The sequence below is a fragment of the Mycetocola sp. TRD_SC_2 genome, assembly GCF_055361225.1.
Window position 1 is genome coordinate 1,222,642 of record NZ_CM143954.1, and the last position, 22,415, is coordinate 1,245,056.

Consider the following 22,415-nt stretch of genomic DNA (forward strand, 5'->3'; position numbering starts at 1 on the left):
CGGGAGCGCTCAGTTTGCGTTCTGCCGACGAACGATCTCGGCGATCCAGATCGGCGCGAACGGCGACGTGCAGTTCGGGGGAGTCGGGTAGTCCTTGAGGACCTCGAGGCGCTCGCCGATGTCGATCGCGCGTTCCCGGTGCTCGGCGTGGGAAATCCCGATCTGGGCGAGGGTGTTGTTCATCGCCCACTGGAGGCGGTCAGGAGCATCCTTCATCTGCGCTTCGATGATGTCCAGCAACTCGCCGAGGTGGAGGCCTTCGGGATGCTTCGCGACACGCTCCGTCGTCAGGGCCCAGCCGGCGCTGGCCACAACGGGGTCGGTATCGGAGAACCACGCGACGCGCAGTTCCTCCGCGTGCGAGCTTTTCTTCACCACGTAGTTCACGAGCCAGTCGTGAACCTTCGGGATCCGCACCTCGCGGAGCATCGCATCGAGTTCGTCGAGGTCGAACGCCTTCGGCCGACAGATGAGCAGGGCCAGGAGACGCGCTGGGGTGTTCCCCGTTCGCCACAGTTCGAGTGCGAGGGGGTGCTGTGCCTTGAGCCGCTTGGCGATGGCCCGCAGCTTGCCGAGGTTCACTCCGTGGTCATCGCCGTGTCTCTCGTTGACCTTGCGGGCTTTCGGGTCCTCGAGGGCACCGAGCTCCACCATCAGGTCTTCCACGGTGATGTCTGGCGCGGTGATCTGGGCCACGGGAGCCTCCTGTCTGAGCTGTCAGTACTTCAGCCTACGGCCGGGCACGGACGAGGGGAGATTTCGGTCCGTCGCGGTTCGTGCAACGCTTGTCTTATGGACCTCGACGTGACGCCGACGCTCACGATCCCCGCGTCCGAATTGCGCTGGCGGTTTTCCCGCTCGTCGGGACCCGGTGGACAACACGTCAACACCTCGGACAGCCGGGTGGAGCTTCTCTGGGACGTGGCTGGTTCCGCTGCCATCTCCGAGGAGCACCGTCAACTGTTGCTTGAGCGACTCGAGCGACGTCTGGTCGGCGGGGTCATCACGGTCACTGCTTCCGAGGAGCGTTCGCAGTTGCGGAACCGCGAGGTAGCGCGGCGCAAGCTCGCGGATATCGTGCGCGGAGGCGTGGCCCCGGCCGGACCCAGCCGCCGCGCGACGAAGCCCACACGCGGCTCACAGCGGCGGCGTCTCGCCGCCAAGGGGCAGCGCTCGGAGACCAAAGCACAACGCCGCAGACCACCAGCCGAGTAGAAGATACGGAAACGGCGCCCTCCTTTTGTGGAGAGGCGCCGTTTCGCATCATTCGATCACTTCTTGCCGTTACCCGTGTTCTTCACGTTCAGGACGTAGTCCGCGTCGAGGAACATCAGGTCGCCGGTCGGCATGTTCGACACGAGGGTTGCGAAGTCCCGATTCGGGCCGTTCGCGCACTTCGTGTTGAAGCCCGGCTGCGAAATCGCGTCACCCTCGAGCCGGTAGACGAAGTTGCCCGCGCCATCCGTGATCTCGAACGGTGAGTCCACTCCCGGCGTGAGGTCACACGACGCAACGACCTGCAGGGTCCAGTTGTTGTTCTGGAGCCCGGTCGTCTCGAACCACTCGCCCTCGGCGGAACTCACCGCGGCAGCGGCCCCGTTGACGAGCACGTCGTCGACGAACCAACCGGTGTCGAGGTATGCCGCGTCGGTGGAGTAACGGAAGCGCACATCCGTCGCCCCCGCCGGCAACTGAGCGGTGTAGTGCACGTACTCCGGGTCGTCGACGAAGTAGGCACCACCGGAGGTTCCGGTCAGGCCGTTACCCTCGGCGTTGTTGCCGTGCGGGTCTTCGTTGCTGGTGACGACCGTTCCGGCGTCATCGACCAGTGGAACCGTGACCCAGTCGCCGTCGACGAGAGCTTCGACGAACCCGTAGTCCCAGCCCTCTTCGATGAAGTGCCAGGTCCAGAAGTCGAGCGACGTTGCCGTCCCCGTCACCTCCACATCGAGGATGTTGTCTGACTGGCTCTCATAACCGGCGTACCAGTGTGTGTCCCCGCTGTGCGGTGCAATCTGGGTGCTGTCCTCGCCGTCCAGCGACACCGTCACGGTCGGGCCCGGGTTCCGGAACCGTTCGACCTGCAGGCCGTATGGCAGCGCGGTCGGGGACTGGGCGTTTGTGCGCTTGTCCCACTTGGGTGAGGGCTGAGCGCCCTGGTTGTTGCCGCGCCCTCCGTAGAACTGGTCGTCTGCGATGTCGATCGTCCACTCGGTGAAGGCCGGGTCGCCGAAGTCGACGGCCTTGATGTCGAACAGGTCGGAATCCTCATCGTCGAGGTAGACCGCGACCGCCCAGTCCTGGAACAGTTCCTCGGCCGAGCGAAGCGACGCGCCGGACTCAGCGTTGAAGGTGTCGATCGCGGCCTGGACGCCATCCATTCCGTCGGCTTCGTTCTCGAATATCCGCTGGATCAGGAGGTCACCGCCAGCTCCATCGTTTTGGAGATCGGGAGTGAATGTGCCGTCGCCGTTGCCGCCCGCCTGCTCCCAGACGTACTGGAAGTAGGTGTACGCGGCGCCATAGTTCTCGAGGCCACCGCCCCACCGGGTCAGTGACGTTTCGGCGTAAAACACCTGATGGTAAGTCAAGTGTGAGCCGCCCACGTCGTAGCCGTTGAGGAACACGGCGAAGTCAGCGAGACCTTCGTCCACCCAGGACAGCTCGCCGGGGTCGCTGTAGTTGTGCAGCAGGTGTTCGAGTTCATGGGCGATGACGCCCTCGTACAGAGTGGGCGAGTCGTTGTCGGGGTCGTCGTCGCGCCATTCGGAGTCGTTCGGCCCCACCCGGTTCGCCCAGTCGAACGCGTCGATGACGATCACGTTCATTCCGGCCGAGTCGATGAAGTCGGGTGCGAAGTAGCCCGCCGTGTACGTGTCTGCCGCGCAGTCGTAGTAATTGGCATCCTGCACGTTGTAGACGACCATGACGAGCGAGTCACTCGCCGGTTCGTCGGGGTCTGCCGCATCCATGGGCCCGAAGTGTTCTTCATCGACCGCAACGATCTGGCTCGAAAGTTCGTCGCCCATGTAATTGATCTGTGCCTGGGTCAGAACGTAGTCGGATGCCGCGCGATCGGCGCACGGGACGAACTCGTCGTCCGGGTTGTGGTCGTACGCAGGGTCGAGGCTCGCGACGCCGGTCGGCGCAGAACCGTCGAGCGGGGTGCCCTCGGGAACGTAGATGTAGACCGGGGTACCGTCCGGCGTGGTGCCGGCATAGGCCCGGACGAAGTCCTGGTCATAGGTGCCACCGGCTTCACTGTCGTTGATCGGCAGGGTGATCCCTGCCTCTCCCGGCAGGTTCTCGTGGTCGTCGGCTGACGCCGGGACCGTCGCCGTAGCGACGAGCGTTACGGCTAACGCACAACCCAGGGAAAACCCGAGTGCGCGTGTGCGGGGTTTGTGCACAGCTGTACCTCCAGTTGAGGGTCCAGCCGTTCGGCACACTCATGATCTCCGTTGGCGGGACCGGTGAGGGCAGGCGACGCCTGCCGAATGGAGCCAGTAGACCACTTGAACAGGGCGCGTGGGAATGGCAGATGCTGAATTCGTCACGGATGGCGTTTTCGCGCCGAATATCGGCGCGACTTTGCAACATACCGGCGCCCGGCACCCGGTGTCGACGGCATCCGGCTCGCCGGGCGAGTGGTTGCTATCGAGCGCGAGCACAGCGGAATCCCCGTCGATGCGGACGAGTTTCACTGGATCGGTGGTAAGGGCTGGCGTCCCGGTGTGCGCGGGTCTAGCCTCACGACATGGGGAACAATGAGGCGCGGATCTGCCGGTATTGCGGCCACCTGTCGTTGGTGCCTGCGTTCGCTACGAGTGGCCGCGCAAAATCTGGTTGGTCTTGCACAAACGCAGTATGTCCAAATAAAGGAGTGCTTCAGCACATTGGATAGAGGTCACTCACGACGTGACGACCGCAGGACCCGCGTTTGGTCAGTTGTCGACGTGCCCGCTGAAGTCGAGGTCCTCATAGTGGGTTGGCATGGTCTCATCGTCAGGGCGAACCGGCGGCGGAGAGGAGAACCGCATGATGCGCTCTCGCATGTATCGGACAGCTTCTTCGTTCTCCGGGGGAGTCATGGTGGAGTTCGTCGACTCGGCCATGAGAGTTGCTCCGGAGTCAAGGAGATACGTCGCTGTGACCTCGTTTCCGTCTGGCCCGACCCCGCGAAGCTCGACTGTGTCGGCCCGTGAATGGTCCGCGAGCACGGCGGCATACTCCATCAGGGTGTCTGCGGTTTCATCTGTCAGGAAAGTGGTCTTGTCGCCGTACGTGATGTGCTTCATACTTCGAAGCTAAGTCCGCTCATTTCCGCAGACAAGGGGGTTGCCAGATGTGTGTGGAGGGGAATGACATCCACGCCTTATCGTGCTGCTTTCGACGTGAAGTTCGCCAATTCGGATGCCATGGGAGCCGCCTCCCAGTCATGCTCCGCTCCCGGCATCCGTTTCCACTCGGCACCAGGAATAGCCCCGACGATTGATTCGGCGGCAGGAACCATCAGCTCGTCGTAGCTGGAGGTGCCAACCATCACGAGAACCGGGATCCGGATGCCTGTCAGCAGGTCCGCAAGCGGCTCGGACGCTGCCCAGGCTAGTGAGTCTGCGTCGGGTTCGAGACTCGCCGCCTGGTCGACCATGGCCGGGATCGCCTTCACCTGCTCGAGGATTTCCGGTGGCATGTCGCGCATGTACCAGTCCAGCGCCTGCTCGAGTTGACCGGAGGCAAGCAGGGAACGGAGTTCGGCCGCGAAGTGGTCTGCCCCGCTGCCGGGAAGGTCGAGTGGCGCTTCCCACAGGGCGAGGCCGTTCACCGGGAGCCCGCGTGCCGCGGCGAACAGGGCGATGGAGCATCCGGAGGAGTGGCCGCACAGCACGGCGCTACCCCCGACCTCCTTCAGTAGAGCTGTGATCGCCGCGAGCTCGCGTTCGAGGGTGATCGGACCCTCCGAGATGCTCTCGCCCCGGCCGATCCGGTCATAGACGAGGGTCGTGAAGCCCTTCTCAGCGAGGAGCTCGGCGGTTTCGGTGGTCGTCGCGTCGATTTCGCGCCAGGGCCCGGCGCCTGCGACGAAGATCACAGCTGGCCCGGCTCCCCGCTTGTCGAATGCAACGCGGTCGTCCAGCGCGGTGGTGACGAAACTTGACACAGTGCCCCGATCCTCAGAGTTTGTCTCAGGTTGGCATGGTCGAGAACGCTCGACAACCCTCGAGCCCGATTGCGTTGCCACGATCGGCTGAAAGCCGGGCGACCACGGGTTGCGTTGCCACAATTGGTTGAGTTTTTCGCGGATCTCCAGCCGAAAGTGGCCACGCACGGTGGTCCCCGCCGGCTGGCACGCCTCAGGAGGCGCGCCAGAACCAGACGGCGGTATCGGGCTGAAGCGTGGCATCCGTGACGTCGTCAGACCCGAAGACCACTGTTCCATCCGGAAGCGGCACCGCGGCGTCGCCCATGGCGATCGCGACGCTGAGCCCGCCTTCTCGATCACAGACGACGAGACCGCTGGGCTCATGCCGCCAGGTGACGCGCTCGTCAGCGGGAAGGCCGTTCTCCAGCAGCACGGTGCGCTCGCGCATCGCGTTCCTCAGGAGATTCAGTGTGGAGTCCGGGTCGTCGTTCTGGTTCTCCACCGACCAGGTGCCCCAGCCCTCGGGAATGGGGAGCCACGGCATCACATCATCAGCGGTGGTAAAACCGTGCGCGTTCTCCGGTGCGGCGGTCCACGGCAGCGGTATGCGGGCGCCGTCGCGGCCGATGCCGCTGTGGACCCACATCGGGTCGACACGTTCGTGGTGCTCGATGTCGACCTCGGGCAACGCGAGCTCCTGGCCCTGATACAGGTAAACAGCGCCCGGGAGACCGAGCAGCGCAACCATTCCGGCCCGCGCTCGCCGAAGCCCGCGGTCGCCGCCGCCGAACCGCGTCACCGTGCGCACGAGGTCGTGGTTCTCCAGCGCCCAGCTCGGGGCTGAACCGTGCTCGCGACGGGCTTTTTCGAGTTCTGAGCCGACCGACGCCCACTCCGATCCGCTCCAGCCGAGACGGGCGAACGCGAACGCGAACGCCTGGTGCAGCTCGTCGGGTCGGGTGTAGCGGGCGGCGCGGTCCGGTTCGAGGTTGACCTCACCGACGAGCAGCCGGTCGGGCGAATACTCGTCGGCGATTCTCCGCCAGCGGCGGTACACGTCGTGCACCGGTTCCTGGTCGGTGACGAGCGGGTTGGAGCGCAACCCGTCGATGACGGTGGGTACGGCCGGGGAATCCGGCATCCCCTCGGCCTTGAACAAACCGTGCGCGACGTCGATACGGATGCCGTCGGCTCCCCGTTCGAACCAGAACCGCAGCACGTCGTCGAAGTAGTCGACCACAGCAGGGTTGCGCCAGTTCCAGTCGGGCTGGGCCGGGCTGAACAGGTGCAGGTACCACTGCCGGTCGTCGGGGGAATCCGGCGCCACCCGATGCCAGGCCGGGCCACCGAAAACGCTGATCCAGTTGTTGGGCGCGGCATCGTCGTTTCCGTCGGCGAAGTGGAACATTTCGCGTTCCGGTGACCCGGGACCAGCGGCGACCGCCCGCTGGAAGAGCGGATGCTCGATCGACGCGTGATTGGGGACGATGTCGACGAGCACGCGCAAACCGAGGGCGTGTGCCTCGACGAGCAGGGCATCCACATCGTCGAGCGTGCCGAACAGCGGGTCGACGTCGCAATAGTCGCTGATGTCGTACCCCTGGTCGACCTGCGGCGAGCGCTGGAACGGGGTGATCCAGATTCCCTGCACCCCGAGCGATGCGATGTACGGCAGGCGCTCGCGGATGCCCTGGAGATCACCGACGCCGTTGCCTGAGGAATCGGCGAACGAGCGGGGATAGACCTCGTAAATCACGGCGGTCCGCCACCAGTCGGCCGGCTGGCCGGGGACTTCAGGGGAAATGGGAACAGTGGATGTGGCATCCGTCATTACTTGGTTGCTCCAGAGGTGAGGCCTTCAACGATACGCCGCTGGAAGAGCAGGATCATGATGACAAGAGGAATCGTGACGACGACACCGGCGGCCATTTGGGCGCCATACGGTGCCTGGAAGTCGCTCGCGCCGGTGAACTTCGAGATCGCGACGGTGGCGGTTTGAATCGCGGGGTCGTTGACCATCGACAGGGCGATGATGAACTCGTTCCAGCTGTGGATGAACGTCAGAATCGCCGTGGTGAAGACACCGGGCGCAGCGAGCGGCAGGAGAACCAGCCGGAACGCCTGCCACTTGGTGCAGCCGTCGATCATCGCGGCCTGCTCCAGTTCGAACGGGAGCTGCTTCATGAACGTGGTGAGGTTCCACACGGCGAGCGGGATGGCGAACGACAGGCTCGGCACGATCATCGCCTGATAGGTGTTGATCCAGCCGATGTCGGAGAACAACCGCAGCAACGGCACGACGACGGAGATTCCGGGGAACATCGACGTCGCGATCACGATCGCGAGGATCGACGACTTGAACGGAAAGTTCAGCCGGGCGATGGCGTACGCCGCGAAGATGCCGAGGACGAGGGCAAGAGCCGTGGTGATGCTCGCGACGATGAGGCTGTTGAGCAGGGCGGTTCCGAACATCGTCGACGAGTCGAAGACCTGCGCGTAGCTTTCGAGCGACCAGACGGATGGGAGCAGCGAGTTGTCGAAGATGTCACCCGTGCGACGGAAGCTCGAGACGAGCATCCAGTAGAACGGCGCGAGGCAATAGACGGCAACGATGACGATGCCGATGTACCGGAGCGCGGCTGGGCCGGCGCCCTTGCGGCGCCGTTTGGCCGGCGGGGCAGTGCGCACGGTGGGCGCGGTGATGGTGGTCATCGGGCTGCCTTCCTTCGGGCGGTGCGCATTCGGCGCACGGACTTCTCCTCGGAGTCGCCGGCGACATTGGCACCGAGGAGCTTGATGAACACGAACGCGATGATCGCGACGTAGAGCACGAGGATGATCGAGAAAGCGGATGCCGCCCCGTAGTTGAGTTGATTCGATTCGTCCCACGCGAGGATCGACAGCGTCTCGACCGAGCTCTTGCGTGGGCCGATGAGCACGAACGGGAGGTCGAACATCCGGAGTGAGTCGAGCAGACGGAAGAGCACGGCGACGAGGAGGGCGGGGCGCACGAGGGGAAGGGTGATCGCCCAGAACTGGCGCCATCCGCTCGCTCCGTCGAGTTTCGCTGCCTCGTAGACCTCCTCGGGGATGATCTGCATGCCGGCGAGGACGAGCAGCCCGATGAACGGTGCCGTCTTCCAGACTTCTGCTGTGATGACGGCGACCTGGGCAGACATGCCCTCAGCGGTCCAGAGGATCTCCTGGTTGAGGAGTTCGTTGGCGATGCCGTTGGACTGGAAGATCCACCGCCACAGCAGACCGGACACAGCCGTCGGGATGGCCCAGGGAACGAGGATGGCTGCGCGCAGGAACGCGCGGCCCTTGAAGGCGCGGTTCATCATCACGGCGAAGGCGACACCGATGACCGTCTCGAGCGAGACCGAGACGAAGGTGAAGAAAGTGGTGTTCCAGAGGGCGTTGTAGAAACGCGGCGAGTCCGACCCGGTGAAGATGTCGAGGTAGTTCGCGAGTCCGACGAAGGTTTCACCCTCCACGACGAATCCGTCGGCATCGAGGCCGGACTGCGACAGGAACATCGACTGGTACACGGCCGAGAGGAGCGGGTAGGCAATGACGAGGGCGAGGACGATGAAGGTGGGGGACAGCAGCGCTGTCGCCATGCTGCCTTCGCCCTTTACCTTGGGGCGCGGTGTGCGGGTGCGAGGCGCATCAACGCTGAGGCTGGAGGTCATCTCGGAACCTTTCTGGAACCTGTCGGGTGGCGGGCCGCCGGCTTCCCGGCGGCCCACCAGGTGAGATCAGTCCGAGGTGATCTCGGTGAGGGCGTCCTGCAGATCGGCCAGCGCATCTTCCGGTGACTTCTCACCGGTGAGCGCCGCGTAGATCTCGTCCTGGATCGCCGCCGTGGTCTCGCCGTAGGCAACAACGCGCGGCCGGGGCTGAGCGTTCTCGAGTGACTCCAGCAGAGTCGGCAGGTACGGGAGCTTCTCGGTGGCTGCATCGTCGGTGAAGAAGGACGAGAACACCGGTGCTCGCGAGCTCAGCTCGAGGCGCTTCTCTTCCTGCTCTTCACTGGTGAAGAAGGTGATGAAGTCGAGCGCGGTCGCCTTGTTCTCGGCGAAGGCCGAGATCGCGAGGTTGCGGCCGCCGATGGTCGAGACGCCGGGGCCCGACTCGCCGGGAATAGCGCTGACACCGAACTTGCCCTCGACACCGCTGGTTCCGTCTGTGGCCGAGAACGATGCGTAGACGTACGGCCAGTTACGCAGGAAGACGAGGTTGCCGTCCTGGAACGCCTGGCGACCCTGCTCCTCCTGGAACGTGATGGCGTTCTTGGGGATCATCCCGCTCTCGAACCCGTCCACGAGGAAGGTGAGCGCGGTGAGCGCCTCGGGAGTGTCGACGGTGGGTGCGCCGTCTTCGTCGAAGAGCGATCCGCCGGCGGATCCGACGGCCTCGCTGAAGTTGACGGTGAGGCCCTCGTTCTTGTCGAACTGACCGGCGTAGCACGACATTCCCTCGGCCTCGGGGAGAGCGAGAACGGCGTCACACGCCGCCTGCATCTCTTCCCAGGTCTTCGGCGCATCGGCGACGCCGGCGGCCGTGAGCAGGTCGCTGCGTGAATAGAGGAGTGCGCCGTCGGTGTAATACGGGGCGCCATAGAGCACGTCACGGTACGACGCCGCTTCGACGGTCGCCGGGATGTGCTCGTCGAGCGGGAGAGCATCCTCGGGAAGCTCGGTGATCCAGCGGTTGGCCGCGAACTCGCTCGTCCAGACCACATCGAGGTTGAGAACGCTGTACGTCTCGCCCTTGACCTGCGCGTTCTGCACCATCTGCTGGCGTTGCTGGTCGGCGTCGAGCGGAAGCTCCACCCACTCGACCTGCTCGTCGGGGTTCGCTTCGTTCCACTCGTCGATCGACTGCTGCGCGGCGCCGGAGGCGTCGGGGCTGCTGACGTACTGGATCGGCCCGCGGCCTTCGAGCTCGGCATCGGACCCGCCGGACTCGGCCGGAGCCGTTGTCGAACCCGAGCATGCTGACAGGGCGATGGCCGCCGTGGCCATCATGGCGATGCCGGCGACAGTGCGCCGGCCATGGCGTCGTTGCTTCATGAGTGCTCCTCTTTCGTGATGCGGTGAATGGTGCGGTGGGTTACTGAGGCGACAGCGGAGGAGCCGTCGTCCCTCTCGTGATGAGGCGGTGGGGCATGACCTTCTGGCCCGGGTCGGTCAGGCTGAGAAGACGTTCCACAGCGAGTTCGCCCATCCGTTCGAGCGGCTGCGCGATCGTGCTGAGTGCCGGGTAGACGTGGGTGGCGGTGCGGGTGTTGTCGAAGCCGAGCACGGAGATGTCGTGCGGAACCCTGCGTCCCATGCGCTGGAGTTCGTTGACCACGGCAGCGCCCATCTCGTCGCTCAGCGCAAACACGGCGGTGAGATGTGGATCGGTTGCCAGCAGTCGGTGAAGCGCAGGGGGAGCACTGTCGTACAGCGAGTTGCCCTGTTCGAGCACAGCGGGCCTGCCGGCTTCGGACATGGCGCGCCGGTAGCCCCGCTCCCGCACGGCATTGACGAGGGAGGATTGCGGATCACCGGCGAGCAGGCCGATCCGTTCGTGACCGAGTGAGAGCAGATGCTTCGTTCCGTCGTAGGCCGCACGCTCGTCGTCGATGCCGATACTCGGAAAACGGATGCCGTCGCGAATGGCGACGGAAATGAGCGGCACGTTCGAACCCAGCACGCGGCGCATCTCCGGGGTAATCGCCGCTGAGATGAGAATGACGCCGGCGGAGCGGTAGGTACGCAGTGTGCGGAGGTAACCCGGCGCGAAGGTCGAGCCCTGACCGGTGCGGCCGAGCATCACCGAGTAGCCGCCCTCGCGCGCCGCGTGTTCGACGCCGCTCATCACTTGCGATGCGAGGGCATCGGAGACCATCGGGGCGAGCACGCCGATCACCGAAGACTGCTTCATCTTGAGCCCGCGTGCGAAGGTGTCCGGTTCGTAGTGCAGGGCGGAAACGGCTTCCTCGACCCGGACTTTGGTTTCGTCGGAGTACCCGACGAGCCCGTTCACCACCCTGGACACGGTGGCGGGCGAGACACCAGCCCGGCTGGCGACGTCGCGGATCGTGACCATGACGCCCTCCCTTGGACCGGATCGCACCCGGTGCGAAACAAATGGTGAATCGTTTACGTAACGTGCTTCGAAAGACTAGGGAGGGCCGGCGAGGTCACGCAAACGTTTACTAAACAGCAGGGTTGGTCGCGGACACCCTCGCCCAGAAGTCCACAATCGACGTCGCCAGCGAGGCTGGCTGCTCGAGCGGGATGAGCGTGCGTGCGCGCTCAATCGTGACGGCCGCGGCATCCGGAGTGGAATCGGCAGCCCGCCGTGCGTCTGCCGGACTCCAGTCACCGCGGTCGTCGGATGCCACGAAGAGACTCGGAATCGGGATGTCGGCAAGGTGACCGGTCACGTCGGCCCGGTCGAGGATGAACGAGCGGAGTGCGAGGGCCATGCTCGAGCGCGTCGGGCGGCCAAGGGAATCCAGAACGACCTGGCGCAGGCCGGAGTTCGCCGCGGACTCCTCGGTCAGCATGGCGCTGATGATTGCATCCCGCACCGGGCCAACGGGGCCAGCAACTCTCAGCACTGGCTTGAGGAGACGGATCCTGCGGCGAAGGTGCAGAGGGATTGGCTCGGTCGGTGAACTGATCGCCACGAAACTGTGCAGGAGTGATGCATCCCGGGCGAGTTCGTAACCGACGTGGCCGCCGAACGCGTTGCCCACCCAGTCGACTCTGCCTGCATCGAGGGTCTTCAGGAGATCCCGTGCGGCCCCAGCTGCCTCGGCGATGCTGCTTCGGCGCTGAAGAGGCTGGCTCAGTCCCAGGCCTGGAGGGTCGACGAGAACAAAACGACGAGGCTCGCTCGACCCGTCGATCAGGAGAGGAAGTGTGGAGTCCCAGGTGTGACTGTCGACGAACATCGATGACCAGAGAACCGTTGTGCGGCCCGCTCCGATGAAGCGAGTGTGAAGTGCTCCGAGCCGGGTTTCGATCCGCTCGGTGTGTTCGGGGGAAGCAATCATTTTTTCATGTTAGCTTGACTAACATGAAAAGTCGACAGTATCGGATGACGACCCGGGCGGGTGCCGCGGAGTTGACGGGGGAGCGGATCATCGACGCGATGCTGGAGCGACTCCGGGGCATTCCGTACGAGCGGATTCGACTGGAAGACGTTGCCACTGACGCCGGGGTCACGCAGCAAACGGTCATCCGTCGGTTCGGAGGCAAGCCAGGGCTGATGAATGCCACAGTGGAGCGGGAGCTCGGCAGAATCATTCGAGCGCGTGAGGAGGCGGCCCAGTCGACCCCGCTGGAGACCGTCCGTGCCCTCGTGGACCACTACGAGTACTACGGTGCCCTGATTCTGAAGACCTACTCCGAAGCTCCGCTCGTCCCCGGGCTTACAGAAATCGCCGCGCAGGGGCGTGCGTTTCATGTCGACTGGTGTCGTCGTGCGTTCGCCGCGCATCTGCGACCGGCAACCGACGAGGCCTCACGGCGGGTGGATCTCGCACAGGTCATAGCGATCTGTGATGCAACGACGTGGCGAATTCTCCGCCACGACGGAGGGCTTCAGCCGGCTGAGACAGAGCGTGCTCTCACGGAGTTGCTGAGGCCCCTCCTCGCCGTCGACGCGGGAGGCCGCAAGGACTGAGTTACAGCCCGAGCAGCAGACTCGCCGCGATCGCGAGCATGACCACGGCGATGAGCGCGTCGAGAATGCGCCAGGACATGGCCCTCGCGAAGAGCGGCCGGAGCAGGCGCGAGCCGAAGCCGAGAGCCGTGAACCACACCAGGCTTCCTGATATCGCACCGGCGGCGAACCACCAGCGCGAATCTCCATAGGTGGCTCCGATGGATCCGAGGAGAACAACGGTATCGAGGTAGACGTGCGGGTTGAGCCAGGTGAGGGCGAGGGCCGTCACGATGGCGGTGCTGAGGGCCACAGGTTTGCCGGACGGGTCGGCATCGAGTTTGCCGGGCCGAACGGCGCGAACAGCTGACCGCAGTCCGTACCAGACGAGGAAAGCGGCACCGGCGATTCGGACGGCGACCAGCAACCAGTCGGCTTGTTCGATCAGTGCGCCCAGGCCCCAGATCCCGAGCGCGATGAGCACGGCATCCGAGAGTGCGCAGATTGCGACGATCCAGATCACGTGTTCTTTGCGCAGCCCCTGCCGGAGCACGAAGGCGTTCTGCGCTCCAATGGCCACGATGAGGGAGAGGCCGAGGCCGAAACCGGCCAGCAGGGGAGACGTCATGGGTTCAACGCTAGAGGCCGTCACGTCATTCGTATAGCTAAAGAAACTGTGGAACCATTAGTATCGCTAATCATGGACCTGTCTCAGTTGCAATCGCTTCGGGCCGCCGTCGACTCCGGCACGTTCGAGGCTGCGGCACGGATGCTGCACATCACGCCATCGGCGATCAGTCAGCGGATCCGGGCGCTCGAAAACGCCGTCGGCGGGCTGCTGCTTCGCCGGACCAAGCCGATCGAAGCGACAGCGCTGGGGGTCACCTACCTCAAACTCGCCCGGCAAATCGCGTCACTGACCGCGGATGCCGCCGCGGAGGTGGCGCACGGGACCACGGGTGAGTGGCCGGCGGTGTCACTCGCGATCAACGGGGATTCGCTCGCGACGTGGGCACTCCCGGCCCTCGCGCCCCTGGCCGGCGACATCACCTTTGATATTCACCGCGAGGACCAGGACCACTCCGCTGACCTGTTGCGTGACGGAACGGTGATGGCGGCCATCACGACCCAGTCGACACCGGTGCAGGGCTGCACCTCTGCCGCCCTCGGCATCATGCATTACCGCCCCGTGGCATCCGCTGCATTCGTCCACCGGTGGTTCGCGGACGGCGTGAACGCGGTGACCCTAGCGGCGGCGCCCGTTGTCGTTTTCGACGCGAAAGACGACATCCAGCACCGGTACCTCCGGTCGTTCTCGCGCACCCGGCTCGCGCCGCCCCAGCACTTCGTTCCGGTGTCGGCGGATTTCGCAGAGGCGGTGCGGCTGGGCTTCGGCTGGGCCTTGCTGCCCGACCAGCAATCCAGGGAACTTCTGGATCGGGGCGACCTGGTCGAGCTCGACGCCGGCCCGACGGTCGATGTCGCCCTGTACTGGCAGCAATGGGCGTTGCGCACGCGCGCCCTCGACCGCGTTGCCGAGGCGATGGCGATCGCCGCGGCACGAGAGCTCACGCCTGCGCGCTAGGGCAGGTCAGTTCAGCGGCTTGCGCATTTGCTGGGTGACGACGCTGTAGCCACTCGAGTGGTAGAGGGCGACGGCGGTCGGGTTGTTCCCAAAGACATTCAGTTCGAGCGCGCCGACGCCTTCGGCGGCGACGAGTCGCTCCACGTCGGCCAGCAGCAGCCTTCCGAAGCCCTCACCGCGATGCGCTTCGTCGATCTCGATGTCGTAAAGGAAGGCAGTGTCGGGAGCGCCGCGCGGGTGATCGAGGCTGACCCACGCTCGACCGACGGCCTGTCCGTCCTCGCCGATCGCCCGCAGAAGAAAGATCCGCGGAGTGTTCAGCCCCTGCGGCAGAAGCTGAGCGTTCTGCGCGCGGGCTCGATCGAGCGCGCCTTCGCGGGGCCAGTTGCCCGCAGCGACCTGATGCTCCGCGCAATCGCGCGCCAGCACCAATTGCCATTGGTCGAACTCGTCCTGCGTCATCGGGCGCGTGGTCAACCGGGGCATGTCAGCTTCCGCTGGTGAAAACGGGCTTCGCGGCTGGGTTGCGCATCGACGAGAGCGAGGGGCGGTGAAGCGGCTCCGTCTCCCATCCGGCGGTGAAGGTGTGGTCCCGAACGTCGAGGGCAATGTGCAGCCGGTGCGGTTGCTCGAGAAAGATCACGTCGACGAGGAGGCGGCCGCCGTCATCGCTCCAGGCGGCGCTGGCCGCTGTGGCGTCAGTCGTGATCCATTCCCCGCATCCTGCAACAATGTCGAGTTCGCCGCGGTCCTCCGCGATGGTGAGCGCTATCCGCGTATCGTCGCCGCCAGAGATGTCGACTCTCGTCAATCCCTGCACCGACGCGAGCACCGCGGGAACAAACGACGCTGCCTCGACTCGTCCCGTGCCGGATGCCTGGGCGACGGGCGGGAGGGTGAGGGATGCCGTTCGCTCGGCGAGCGCGGCATCCGCTTCGTCGCTGCCCAGCGGCTCGTCTTCCGTCCCGATCGCCGGAAGCAGGTGTTCCCAGGCGAGGCTGAGGACCCCCTGCATGTCTGTGCTCTGCCCTGTCATCGCCAGAACCACGTCGTGCTCAGGAAGAACGACGCAGAACTGTCCGAACGCGCCGTCACCGCGGTAGCCGTGGCGTGCCATCCAGAACTGGAAGCCGTAGCCCTGCTCCCAGTCGGATGCGGCATCCGTGCCTGTCGATATGTGAGGTCTCGTTGCCTCATCGACCCAGGCGGCGGGAAGGAGCTGACGGCCGTTCCACTCGCCTCGCTGTAGGTACAGCTGGCCGAGCGTGGCGATGGTTTCGGTTTGTGCGTACATTCCGCTGAAACCGATCTCGTGTCCCATGCCGTCGCGGACCCAGCCGACGCTGTCGATGCCGAGCGGTTCGAACAGTCGTGGCTGGAGATACTCGGTCAGCAACTGGCCGGTGACGCGCTGGACGATCAAACCGGCCGTGTACGTGCATGGCTGGTTATAGGCGAACACGGTTCCCGGGTCCTCCTCCGGCGGCAGAAGCAGGAAGCCTCGCGCGATGCTGGCGCGATCGTTCTCGAGCGCCCGGTCGAGCGTCTCGTCACGGTGTCCGCTCGCCATGGACAACAGGTGCCGGACTTTCATCGCGCGCGACCGCGGATCCGTGACCTCCGCGTCAAGATCGGGGAAGTGGCTCAGCACGGTGTCGTCGAGACCCAGGAGACCTTCGTCCACGGCGAAGCCGACGGCGGTGGAGGTAAAGCTCTTGCTCAGTGAGTAGAGCAGGTGCGTCCGCTCCGGGGTGTACGGCGCCCACCAGCCTTCGGCGAGAACGGAGCCTCCACGGAGCAGCATCACGCTGTGCGGTTCGACGTTCGGCGCCGACTCGAGGGCGTCGAGAAAGGCTGAGATTCCGCGCGCGTCGACGGAATGGGCGGACGGTGTGCTTCTCGGCAATGAGCTTTGCATGGTCCCATGCTAGAGCGGGCCCCATGTTGAGTGCCGTTCCCCCGGATCAGCGCGGGAGTATGCTCGCGCCGTGAACGGAAATCGAATCGCAGTGGTCACCGGTGGCGGGCGCGGCATCGGTCGGGCAATCAGCCGGCGACTGGCGCTGGCCGGTTACGACATCGTCCTGAGCTATCGGACGGATGCCGCCTCCGCTGAAACGGCGGCGAGCGAGATCCGCGAGATCGGACAACGCGCGCTGTGTGTCCAGGCCGATATCACCGTCGAGATATCCGTGATCGACCTCTTCGCTGCGGCGGAAGCCTTCGGACCTGTGACGGCGGTCGTCAACAATGCCGGAGCGGCAACCGCCGTCTGCCCGCTCGATTCGAACGATCTCGAGGCTGTGCGGCGCGATCTCGAAGTCAATCTCTTCGGAGTTGTCGTCTGCTCGAAGTACGCCGCTCGCGCCATCACCCGGGCGGGCGGGGGCGCCATGGTCAACGTGTCGTCCGTCGCCGCCACGCTCGGCGGGCCAGGAATGTATGTGCACTACGCCGCGGCCAAAGCCGGTGTGAATGCCCTGACCGTCGGGCTGTCGAAGGAACTCGCACCCGACATCCGTGTCAACGCCGTCTCGCCCGGCACCATCTGGTCGGAGTTCCACCAGGACCCGCAGCGCCCGGCGCAGGTTGCACCGACCGTACCGCTCGGCCGAGCGGGCGACGCGGAGGAGATCGCCGGTGCGGTCGCGTGGCTGCTCTCCGACGAAGCGAGCTACGTGACCGGTGCGAATATCAAGGTGAGCGGAGGACTCTGAATTCGCCACACCGGCGATATTGCACTAATAGACGTTTGGTGCAAGGATTTACTTTGTGCCCAATAGTGCAAGCCTGAATCGTCGTGAGCGACGGATGCTGGAAACCGCGACCCAGCTGACCTCCGTCGCGCGCCGGCTGACCGCGGAACGTGGCCTCAACGGGTTCACCGTTGAAGAGGTCTGTGAGGCGGTCGATGTCTCCCGGCGCACATTCTTCAATTACTTCCCCACGAAGGAAGACGCCGTACTCGGCGCCGATCCGGCTGGGGAACTGCAGCGGTTCTCCGACGGGTTCCTGTCGCGCGGCTCGCGCGGCTGGGAAGTCGTGATCGACGACCTCCTCGAGGTTCTCATAGAGCACTTCGAGGCCACGGGACACAACCACCTCGAGCACGCGGAGTTCACTGCGGCGATCGAACGGGAACCCCGGCTGCTGCTGCGTTTCATGGGAGCCACCCGGGAACGTGAGCGGCAGGCTGTCGCCCTCGTGGCATCCCGCGAGAACGTCGCCGACGATGACCCGCGCGCGGAGGCGGTCGTCGGAATCCTTACCACCCTGCTCAAGCACGCCGGCGAGCAATATCTCGACCCCGCAGGCACCCACGATTTTCCCACCATCCTCCGGAACCATCTCGCCGCGCTTCGCGTCGTTCTGGCGCCACCCGCACCCTGAAAGGCACGTTCGTGACGACCACCACCGAGGGGCCCATGCTCCTCACCCAACGCCGGATCTGGATCATCTTCGGCGCGCTCATCGCCGGCATGTTCCTCGCCAGCCTCGACCAGACGATCGTGTCGACAGCGATGCCCACCATCGTCGGACAGCTCGGGGGAGTCGAACACCAGGTCTGGCTGACCACCGCGTACCTGCTGGCAACGACGATCGTCATGCCGGTCTACGGCAAGTTCGGAGATGTGCTCGGCCGACGCCGACTGTTCCTCGTCGCGATCGCGCTGTTCACCATCGCCTCTGTCGGCTGTGCCTTCGCCGGCGACTTCACCCAGCTCATCGTCTGGCGTGCGGTGCAGGGTCTCGGTGGTGGCGGGCTGATGATCCTGTCGCAAGCCATCATCGCCGACATCGTCCCCGCTTCTGAGCGCGGCAAGTACCTCGGCCCGCTCGGCGCCGTCTTTGGCCTGTCCGCCGTCGGCGGTCCCCTTCTCGGCGGCTTCTTCGTCGACCACCTCACCTGGCAGTGGGCGTTCTACATCAACATCCCCATCGGCATCGCGGCGTTCGCCATCGCGTGGTTCACCCTGAAGCTCCCGAACAAGAAGGCGACCCAGCCGATCGACGTGATGGGCGTAATCCTGCTCTCGGCGTTCACCACCTGCCTGATCTTCTTCACCGACTTCGGCGGAAGCGCCGACCACGGCTGGGAGGCTCTCGAGACCTGGGCGTTCGGTGCCGGGATGCTCGTCGCCGCTTTGCTCTTCGTGCTCGTCGAAGCGAAGGCCAAGGACCCGATCATCCCGCTATCGCTGTTCAGAAACCCGACCTTCGTCAACGCGACGGCGATCGGGCTCACACTCGGACTCGGCATGTTCGCCGCGATCGGGTTCGTGCCCACGTTCCTGCAGATGTCATCCGGAACGTCCGCGGCGACATCCGGTCTTCTCATGCTGCCGATGATGGCGGGGCTCATGCTCACGTCGATCACCTCCGGTATCTGGATCTCGAAGACCGGCCGGTACAAGATCTACCCGATCGTCGGCACCATCATCACGGGCATCGCCATGGTCTGCATGACCACGCTGTCTGCTGACACTCCGATCTGGCTCATCGGTGTCTTCCTCTTCATCTTCGGCTCGGGACTCGGTTTGATCATGCAGGTCGTGGTTCTCGTGGCTCAGAACTCCGTTGATGCCTCCCTGGTGGGAACAGCGACGAGTACAAACAACTACTTCCGCGAAGTTGGTGCGTCACTCGGTGTTGCCGTGTTCGGCACGATCTTCACCACACGGTTGACCCAGAATCTGAGGGATGTCTTCACCGCCGCAGGCGCGGACCCGGAGGCAGCCGCGAACGCGACATCGACGCTCGACCCGCAGACCCTCGCGACGCTTCCCGACAGCGTGAGGGACGGCATCGTGACCGCGTACGCCGACGCTCTCGCCCCGGTGTTCTGGTACCTGCTGCCGTTCATCGCGATCGCGTTCCTGCTGTCGCTGTTCCTCAAGAAGGTGCCGCTGTCTGACACCGCCGGGCTCGTCGCCCGCGGCGAGGCGATCGGTGGTGCTGAGGCCGAAGAGCTCGAGGCTGCCGAGCGGTCGGGGCGGGCAGCTCCGCCCGCGGGCGAGAGCCAGGACGCTCTCGACGGCGAGCCGACGACCCGCCGCTGACGCTCTCATTTCACGACAGGAGGGGTCGCACCGAGTCGGTGCGGCCCCTTCACTCGTGTGCGCGAGGATGCGGCATCCGTCGTGTGCCGCGCCCGCTCGATTCGCCACAAACGGTCGTTCGAACCCTGCGTGGTCAGCAATGGTTGAAAGTCGTCGCGATTTCCAGCCAAAAGTGGCAACGCAAGAAGTACGACCAGCCACAAGTGGCTACGCAGGCGGGGCGGTCGGCCCCGGGCCCCCAGACAACCCGGCTACCATCGCAGGGTGCCTCCACGTTCTCCGCTGCCGCAACGACACGGGCTCGACCCGGCGTGGATGCGCACACCGGACCTCGACCGGTCCCGGCCGGACCCCTGGCCGACGATGGGCGCGTGGCTCGATGAGCGGTTGCGCGAATTCATCGACGTCGAGGCGTTTCTTGCCGAAGGCCGGTTCCTTTACGCGGATGGTTCCGCCGCGGCCAGGACGGATCCGTACCGCCCGCACACCTTCGTCTGGTTCCACCGCGACCTGCGGGAGGAAGCATCCGTTCCCGGCACGATCCACGTGGTGCACCGGGACGACCGGATCGTCGTGATCGACAAGCCGCCGTTCCTCGCGACGATCCCGCGCGGCCGGCACGTGCAGCAGAGCGTCGTCGTGCGGATGCGGGCGGAGCTGGGCCTGCCGGAGCTGTCGCCGCTGCACCGGCTCGACCGGGTGACATCCGGGCTGCTCATCCTCGCGACCGAGAAGCGCTGGCGCGCGGCATACCAGACCCTGTTCCAGCGGGGCGAGGTGAGCAAGGTATACCGGGCGATGGCTCCCGTGAGCGAGGGGATCGAGCTGCCCGGGACCGTGAGCAATCACCTCATCAAGCGCCGAGGTCACATGCAGGCCGAGGTCCTTGACGGGGCGCCGGCGAACTCGGAATCCCGGATCGAACTCGAAACCGTGCTTGACGCCTCCCACGCCGTCTATCGCCTCACCCCGCGAACCGGGCGCACCCATCAGTTGCGGATGCACATGCTCAGCCTCGGAATCCCGATCAGCGGGGACCCGCTCTACCCCGAGGTCCGGGACATCTCGGTCGACGACTTCGCCCACCCGCTGCAACTGCTCGCGAGCGAGCTGACTTTCACCGACCCGGTGGACGGGACGCCCCGGCGCTTCGAGAGTGTGCGATCGCTCCCTCTGATCGCTGAAACGGACTAGACCGAGAAACCACCGTCGGCCTTGACCAGCTGTCCCGATATCCACCGGCCAGCAGGGGAGACGAGGAAGCTGACGACATTGGCGATGTCTGTCGGCGTTCCGAGCCGGCCGGTCGGCTGGCGCGCAACTCCCGATGCACGGATCTCGTCGTCCATCCATCCGGTGTCGACCGGACCGGGGTTGAGCGCGTTCGACGAGATGCCGCGGTCGCCGAGCTCACGTGCGGCGGCGATCACAATGCGATCGAGTGCACCCTTGCTTGAGCCGTAGGGCAGGTTATGGACGACGTGGTCACTCGTCAGAGCCACAATCGCGCCGCCCTCAGGGGGAGCCTGAAGCGCGAACGCCCGGATGAGCAGCCATGCTGCCCGGACATTCACGGCGAAGTGGCGATCGAAGCTCTCGACGGTTGTGTCGAGGATACTGGAGTCCACCGACTCCGAATGTGACAGGATCAACGCGGAGACGGGGCCCAGTCCGGTGGCCGCGAGGTCCAGGAGTTTGCCCGGAGCAGCCGGATCCTCGAGGTCGGCCTCGATGGCGAGCACCCGGCGACCCGTCGCACGCAGCTCTTCGGCGATCTCGGACGGGCTTTCGGCCGTTCCTCCGAGCGACATCCGGTTTTCGTACGGCGTCCAGTAGTTGAAGGCGATGTCCCAGCCCTCCTCGGCGAGCCGGAGCGCGATGCCGCTGGCGATCCCGTTTCTGCGGCCCAGCCCCGTGATGAGAGCGACGCGTGGAGCAGCATCCGCGTTCATGGTGTTGGTGGCTGTGGAGTTCGGCGAAGACATGATGCCACGGTACAGCCGTGTGCGCGGGTGGCGATGACCGGCCGCGACTATGCCGTCGTGAGGTTCTCCTGGGCCCACGCGGCGAGCGTCGTCGGGGTCGTGGTGAGCAGCGATCGCGGGTTCTCGTACGAGAACCCGGACTGCATGCCTCGCGCCATCCCGAGGATTCCGTCGACCTGCTTCTCGCTCAGGCCGAATCCGCGGAGCGGAGTCGCGACGTCGTTCTCGCCGACCCGCCTGGCGGTGATGATTCGGCCGAGGAGGCGGCTGAGGATGGCAGCCACGTCGGTGAACGACAGGTCGGCAGGCCCGTGCACGCCCTGCGTGACCCTTCCCGACCACGCGGGCGACAGCATCCGCACCGCTGCCACCGTCGCAATATCGGCGGGGGCGACCCACGGGAATCGGAGGGTGAGCGGGAGTGTGGTGGTGAGCTCGCCGGCGGCGAGAGCGTCGGCGTCCATCAACAGATTGCTGAAGAAGTAGCCGCATCGGAGGTGAGTGACATCAGCCCCGGTGCGATCGAAGAGATCCTCGGTTGCGCCGAGGCCGTCGATCTCGCCGAAACCGTGGCGTGCCTCTGCACCCACGCTCGACTGGAAGACGACGCGCCGGATTCCATTTTCGTTCACAGCGGTCGCCCCGGACAGCCCCATCCTCAGGTAGCCGGCAATCGGGTCGTCGTCGTCGGTCGGGGGATTGACCCAATAGAGAGCGTCGACTCCTTCGGTTGCCCGGACGACGCCGTCGACATCCCCCTGATCGACCTCGACCACGTCGGATGCTTCGCGAACGTCGGCGGGAAGAGCGGCGGCGTCGCGAACGAGAAGGCGCGGTCGCTCGCCGGCCTGGATCAGCACAGGAACCAGACGAGAGCCGACATTGCCGGTGGGGGTCGTGACTGCGATGGTCATGAGTGCTCCTCTCAGTTCGTTCTTCCATGATCGCGCGGACGACCGACATCGGCCTAGACT

22 protein-coding genes are annotated in these 22,415 nt (G+C 65.2%); 7 read left to right on the top strand and 15 right to left on the bottom strand.

Going from position 1 to position 22,415, the window contains the following annotated elements; translation table 11 throughout:
- Window positions 1-9 precede the first annotated feature (9 nt).
- Window positions 10-654: a DNA alkylation repair protein gene (locus ACWA1Q_RS05800; protein WP_463760781.1), complete on the bottom strand. Its 645-nt coding sequence runs from the start codon at window positions 652-654 to the stop codon at window positions 10-12.
- A 138-nt stretch (window positions 655-792) separates the two neighbouring features.
- Between ACWA1Q_RS05800 and arfB the strand changes: the two genes are divergently transcribed.
- The gene (gene arfB, locus ACWA1Q_RS05805; protein WP_463760257.1) at window positions 793-1,215 is read left to right on the top strand and encodes an alternative ribosome rescue aminoacyl-tRNA hydrolase ArfB; all 423 of its coding nucleotides are present in this window, start codon (window positions 793-795) and stop codon (window positions 1,213-1,215) included.
- Window positions 1,216-1,271: 56 nt separating this feature from the next.
- Here arfB and ACWA1Q_RS05810 read toward each other — a convergent pair whose 3' ends face one another.
- The 9 genes from ACWA1Q_RS05810 to ACWA1Q_RS05850 all read right to left on the bottom strand — a co-directional run bounded on the left by ACWA1Q_RS05810 (window position 1,272) and on the right by ACWA1Q_RS05850 (window position 12,200).
- A complete protein-coding gene (locus ACWA1Q_RS05810; protein ID WP_463760260.1) occupies window positions 1,272-3,410 on the bottom strand; it encodes a hypothetical protein in 2,139 nt (712 codons plus the stop codon).
- A 534-nt stretch (window positions 3,411-3,944) separates the two neighbouring features.
- Entirely contained in the window at window positions 3,945-4,298 is a 354-nt protein-coding gene (locus ACWA1Q_RS05815) for a hypothetical protein (protein ID WP_463760262.1), read from the bottom strand.
- Between the two features lie 77 nt (window positions 4,299-4,375).
- Window positions 4,376-5,161 carry an alpha/beta fold hydrolase gene (locus ACWA1Q_RS05820; protein ID WP_463760264.1) on the bottom strand — a complete coding sequence of 262 codons (786 nt, stop codon included), beginning with the start codon at window positions 5,159-5,161 and terminating at the stop codon, window positions 4,376-4,378.
- A 193-nt stretch (window positions 5,162-5,354) separates the two neighbouring features.
- Window positions 5,355-6,974 (bottom strand): alpha-amylase family glycosyl hydrolase, encoded by a 1,620-nt coding sequence (locus tag ACWA1Q_RS05825; protein WP_463760265.1) that lies wholly within the window; start codon window positions 6,972-6,974, stop codon window positions 5,355-5,357.
- On the bottom strand, window positions 6,974-7,855 hold the full coding sequence (locus ACWA1Q_RS05830) for a carbohydrate ABC transporter permease (RefSeq protein WP_463760268.1): 882 nt from the start codon (window positions 7,853-7,855) through the stop codon (window positions 6,974-6,976). Before ACWA1Q_RS05830 ends, ACWA1Q_RS05825 begins: the two co-directional genes overlap by 1 nt.
- Window positions 7,852-8,838 (bottom strand): carbohydrate ABC transporter permease, encoded by a 987-nt coding sequence (locus ACWA1Q_RS05835; RefSeq protein WP_463760269.1) that lies wholly within the window; start codon window positions 8,836-8,838, stop codon window positions 7,852-7,854. The genes ACWA1Q_RS05830 and ACWA1Q_RS05835 overlap by 4 nt, the downstream gene beginning before the upstream one ends.
- Before the next feature lie 66 nt (window positions 8,839-8,904).
- A complete protein-coding gene (locus ACWA1Q_RS05840; protein ID WP_463760272.1) occupies window positions 8,905-10,221 on the bottom strand; it encodes an ABC transporter substrate-binding protein in 1,317 nt (438 codons plus the stop codon).
- 40 nt (window positions 10,222-10,261) lie between these two features.
- Window positions 10,262-11,245 (bottom strand): LacI family DNA-binding transcriptional regulator, encoded by a 984-nt coding sequence (locus ACWA1Q_RS05845; RefSeq protein WP_463760273.1) that lies wholly within the window; start codon window positions 11,243-11,245, stop codon window positions 10,262-10,264.
- A 109-nt stretch (window positions 11,246-11,354) separates the two neighbouring features.
- Complete coding sequence (locus tag ACWA1Q_RS05850; RefSeq protein WP_463760275.1) at window positions 11,355-12,200, bottom strand: alpha/beta fold hydrolase; 846 nt, start codon at window positions 12,198-12,200, stop codon at window positions 11,355-11,357.
- A gap of 23 nt (window positions 12,201-12,223) precedes the next feature.
- Between ACWA1Q_RS05850 and ACWA1Q_RS05855 the strand changes: the two genes are divergently transcribed.
- Window positions 12,224-12,832, top strand: a complete 609-nt coding sequence (locus ACWA1Q_RS05855) for a TetR/AcrR family transcriptional regulator (protein WP_463760277.1) — start codon at window positions 12,224-12,226, stop codon at window positions 12,830-12,832.
- 1 nt (window position 12,833) lies between these two features.
- Here ACWA1Q_RS05855 and ACWA1Q_RS05860 read toward each other — a convergent pair whose 3' ends face one another.
- Entirely contained in the window at window positions 12,834-13,439 is a 606-nt protein-coding gene (locus ACWA1Q_RS05860) for a LysE/ArgO family amino acid transporter (RefSeq protein WP_463760279.1), read from the bottom strand.
- A 72-nt stretch (window positions 13,440-13,511) separates the two neighbouring features.
- Here ACWA1Q_RS05860 and ACWA1Q_RS05865 point away from each other — a divergent pair, with 72 nt between their 5' ends.
- Complete coding sequence (locus tag ACWA1Q_RS05865; RefSeq protein WP_463760281.1) at window positions 13,512-14,396, top strand: LysR family transcriptional regulator ArgP; 885 nt, start codon at window positions 13,512-13,514, stop codon at window positions 14,394-14,396.
- Between the two features lie 6 nt (window positions 14,397-14,402).
- Here ACWA1Q_RS05865 and ACWA1Q_RS05870 read toward each other — a convergent pair whose 3' ends face one another.
- Together ACWA1Q_RS05870 and ACWA1Q_RS05875 are read right to left on the bottom strand one after the other, a co-directional pair.
- A complete protein-coding gene (locus tag ACWA1Q_RS05870; protein WP_463760282.1) occupies window positions 14,403-14,882 on the bottom strand; it encodes a GNAT family N-acetyltransferase in 480 nt (159 codons plus the stop codon).
- A gap of 1 nt (window position 14,883) precedes the next feature.
- The gene (locus ACWA1Q_RS05875; RefSeq protein WP_463760284.1) at window positions 14,884-16,314 is read right to left on the bottom strand and encodes a serine hydrolase domain-containing protein; all 1,431 of its coding nucleotides are present in this window, start codon (window positions 16,312-16,314) and stop codon (window positions 14,884-14,886) included.
- Window positions 16,315-16,384: 70 nt separating this feature from the next.
- On the opposite strand from ACWA1Q_RS05875, the gene ACWA1Q_RS05880 reads away from it, so the two are divergent.
- From ACWA1Q_RS05880 to ACWA1Q_RS05895, 4 genes are all read left to right on the top strand, one after another.
- On the top strand, window positions 16,385-17,113 hold the full coding sequence (locus tag ACWA1Q_RS05880; protein ID WP_463760285.1) for an SDR family NAD(P)-dependent oxidoreductase: 729 nt from the start codon (window positions 16,385-16,387) through the stop codon (window positions 17,111-17,113).
- Between the two features lie 55 nt (window positions 17,114-17,168).
- Complete coding sequence (locus ACWA1Q_RS05885; RefSeq protein ID WP_463760287.1) at window positions 17,169-17,786, top strand: TetR/AcrR family transcriptional regulator; 618 nt, start codon at window positions 17,169-17,171, stop codon at window positions 17,784-17,786.
- A 35-nt stretch (window positions 17,787-17,821) separates the two neighbouring features.
- Window positions 17,822-19,456, top strand: a complete 1,635-nt coding sequence (locus ACWA1Q_RS05890; protein ID WP_463760783.1) for an MDR family MFS transporter — start codon at window positions 17,822-17,824, stop codon at window positions 19,454-19,456.
- 264 nt (window positions 19,457-19,720) lie between these two features.
- A complete protein-coding gene (locus ACWA1Q_RS05895; protein WP_463760288.1) occupies window positions 19,721-20,650 on the top strand; it encodes a pseudouridine synthase in 930 nt (309 codons plus the stop codon).
- On the opposite strand, the gene ACWA1Q_RS05900 is transcribed toward ACWA1Q_RS05895, so the two are convergent.
- Both ACWA1Q_RS05900 and ACWA1Q_RS05905 read right to left on the bottom strand, forming a co-directional pair.
- Complete coding sequence (locus ACWA1Q_RS05900) at window positions 20,647-21,441, bottom strand: SDR family oxidoreductase (RefSeq protein WP_463760290.1); 795 nt, start codon at window positions 21,439-21,441, stop codon at window positions 20,647-20,649. The genes ACWA1Q_RS05895 and ACWA1Q_RS05900 overlap by 4 nt on opposite strands.
- Window positions 21,442-21,488: 47 nt before the next feature.
- A complete protein-coding gene (locus tag ACWA1Q_RS05905; RefSeq protein ID WP_463760291.1) occupies window positions 21,489-22,355 on the bottom strand; it encodes an NAD(P)H-binding protein in 867 nt (288 codons plus the stop codon).
- Window positions 22,356-22,415 lie beyond the last annotated feature (60 nt).

Coding starts and splice junctions, on each gene's coding strand:
- ACWA1Q_RS05890 (WP_463760783.1), top strand. CDS start 17,822: ATGCTCCTCACCCAACGCCGGATCTGGATCATCTTCGGCGCGCTCATC.
- ACWA1Q_RS05835 (WP_463760269.1), bottom strand. CDS start 8,838: ATGACCTCCAGCCTCAGCGTTGATGCGCCTCGCACCCGCACACCGCGC.
- ACWA1Q_RS05840 (WP_463760272.1), bottom strand. CDS start 10,221: ATGAAGCAACGACGCCATGGCCGGCGCACTGTCGCCGGCATCGCCATG.
- ACWA1Q_RS05845 (WP_463760273.1), bottom strand. CDS start 11,245: ATGGTCACGATCCGCGACGTCGCCAGCCGGGCTGGTGTCTCGCCCGCC.
- ACWA1Q_RS05905 (WP_463760291.1), bottom strand. CDS start 22,355: ATGACCATCGCAGTCACGACCCCCACCGGCAATGTCGGCTCTCGTCTG.
- ACWA1Q_RS05865 (WP_463760281.1), top strand. CDS start 13,512: ATGGACCTGTCTCAGTTGCAATCGCTTCGGGCCGCCGTCGACTCCGGC.
- ACWA1Q_RS05815 (WP_463760262.1), bottom strand. CDS start 4,298: ATGAAGCACATCACGTACGGCGACAAGACCACTTTCCTGACAGATGAA.
- ACWA1Q_RS05900 (WP_463760290.1), bottom strand. CDS start 21,441: ATGTCTTCGCCGAACTCCACAGCCACCAACACCATGAACGCGGATGCT.
- arfB (WP_463760257.1), top strand. CDS start 793: ATGGACCTCGACGTGACGCCGACGCTCACGATCCCCGCGTCCGAATTG.
- ACWA1Q_RS05870 (WP_463760282.1), bottom strand. CDS start 14,882: ATGCCCCGGTTGACCACGCGCCCGATGACGCAGGACGAGTTCGACCAA.
- ACWA1Q_RS05875 (WP_463760284.1), bottom strand. CDS start 16,314: ATGCAAAGCTCATTGCCGAGAAGCACACCGTCCGCCCATTCCGTCGAC.
- ACWA1Q_RS05860 (WP_463760279.1), bottom strand. CDS start 13,439: ATGACGTCTCCCCTGCTGGCCGGTTTCGGCCTCGGCCTCTCCCTCATC.
- ACWA1Q_RS05850 (WP_463760275.1), bottom strand. CDS start 12,200: ATGATTGCTTCCCCCGAACACACCGAGCGGATCGAAACCCGGCTCGGA.
- ACWA1Q_RS05855 (WP_463760277.1), top strand. CDS start 12,224: ATGAAAAGTCGACAGTATCGGATGACGACCCGGGCGGGTGCCGCGGAG.
- ACWA1Q_RS05825 (WP_463760265.1), bottom strand. CDS start 6,974: ATGACGGATGCCACATCCACTGTTCCCATTTCCCCTGAAGTCCCCGGC.
- ACWA1Q_RS05800 (WP_463760781.1), bottom strand. CDS start 654: ATGGTGGAGCTCGGTGCCCTCGAGGACCCGAAAGCCCGCAAGGTCAAC.
- ACWA1Q_RS05830 (WP_463760268.1), bottom strand. CDS start 7,855: ATGACCACCATCACCGCGCCCACCGTGCGCACTGCCCCGCCGGCCAAA.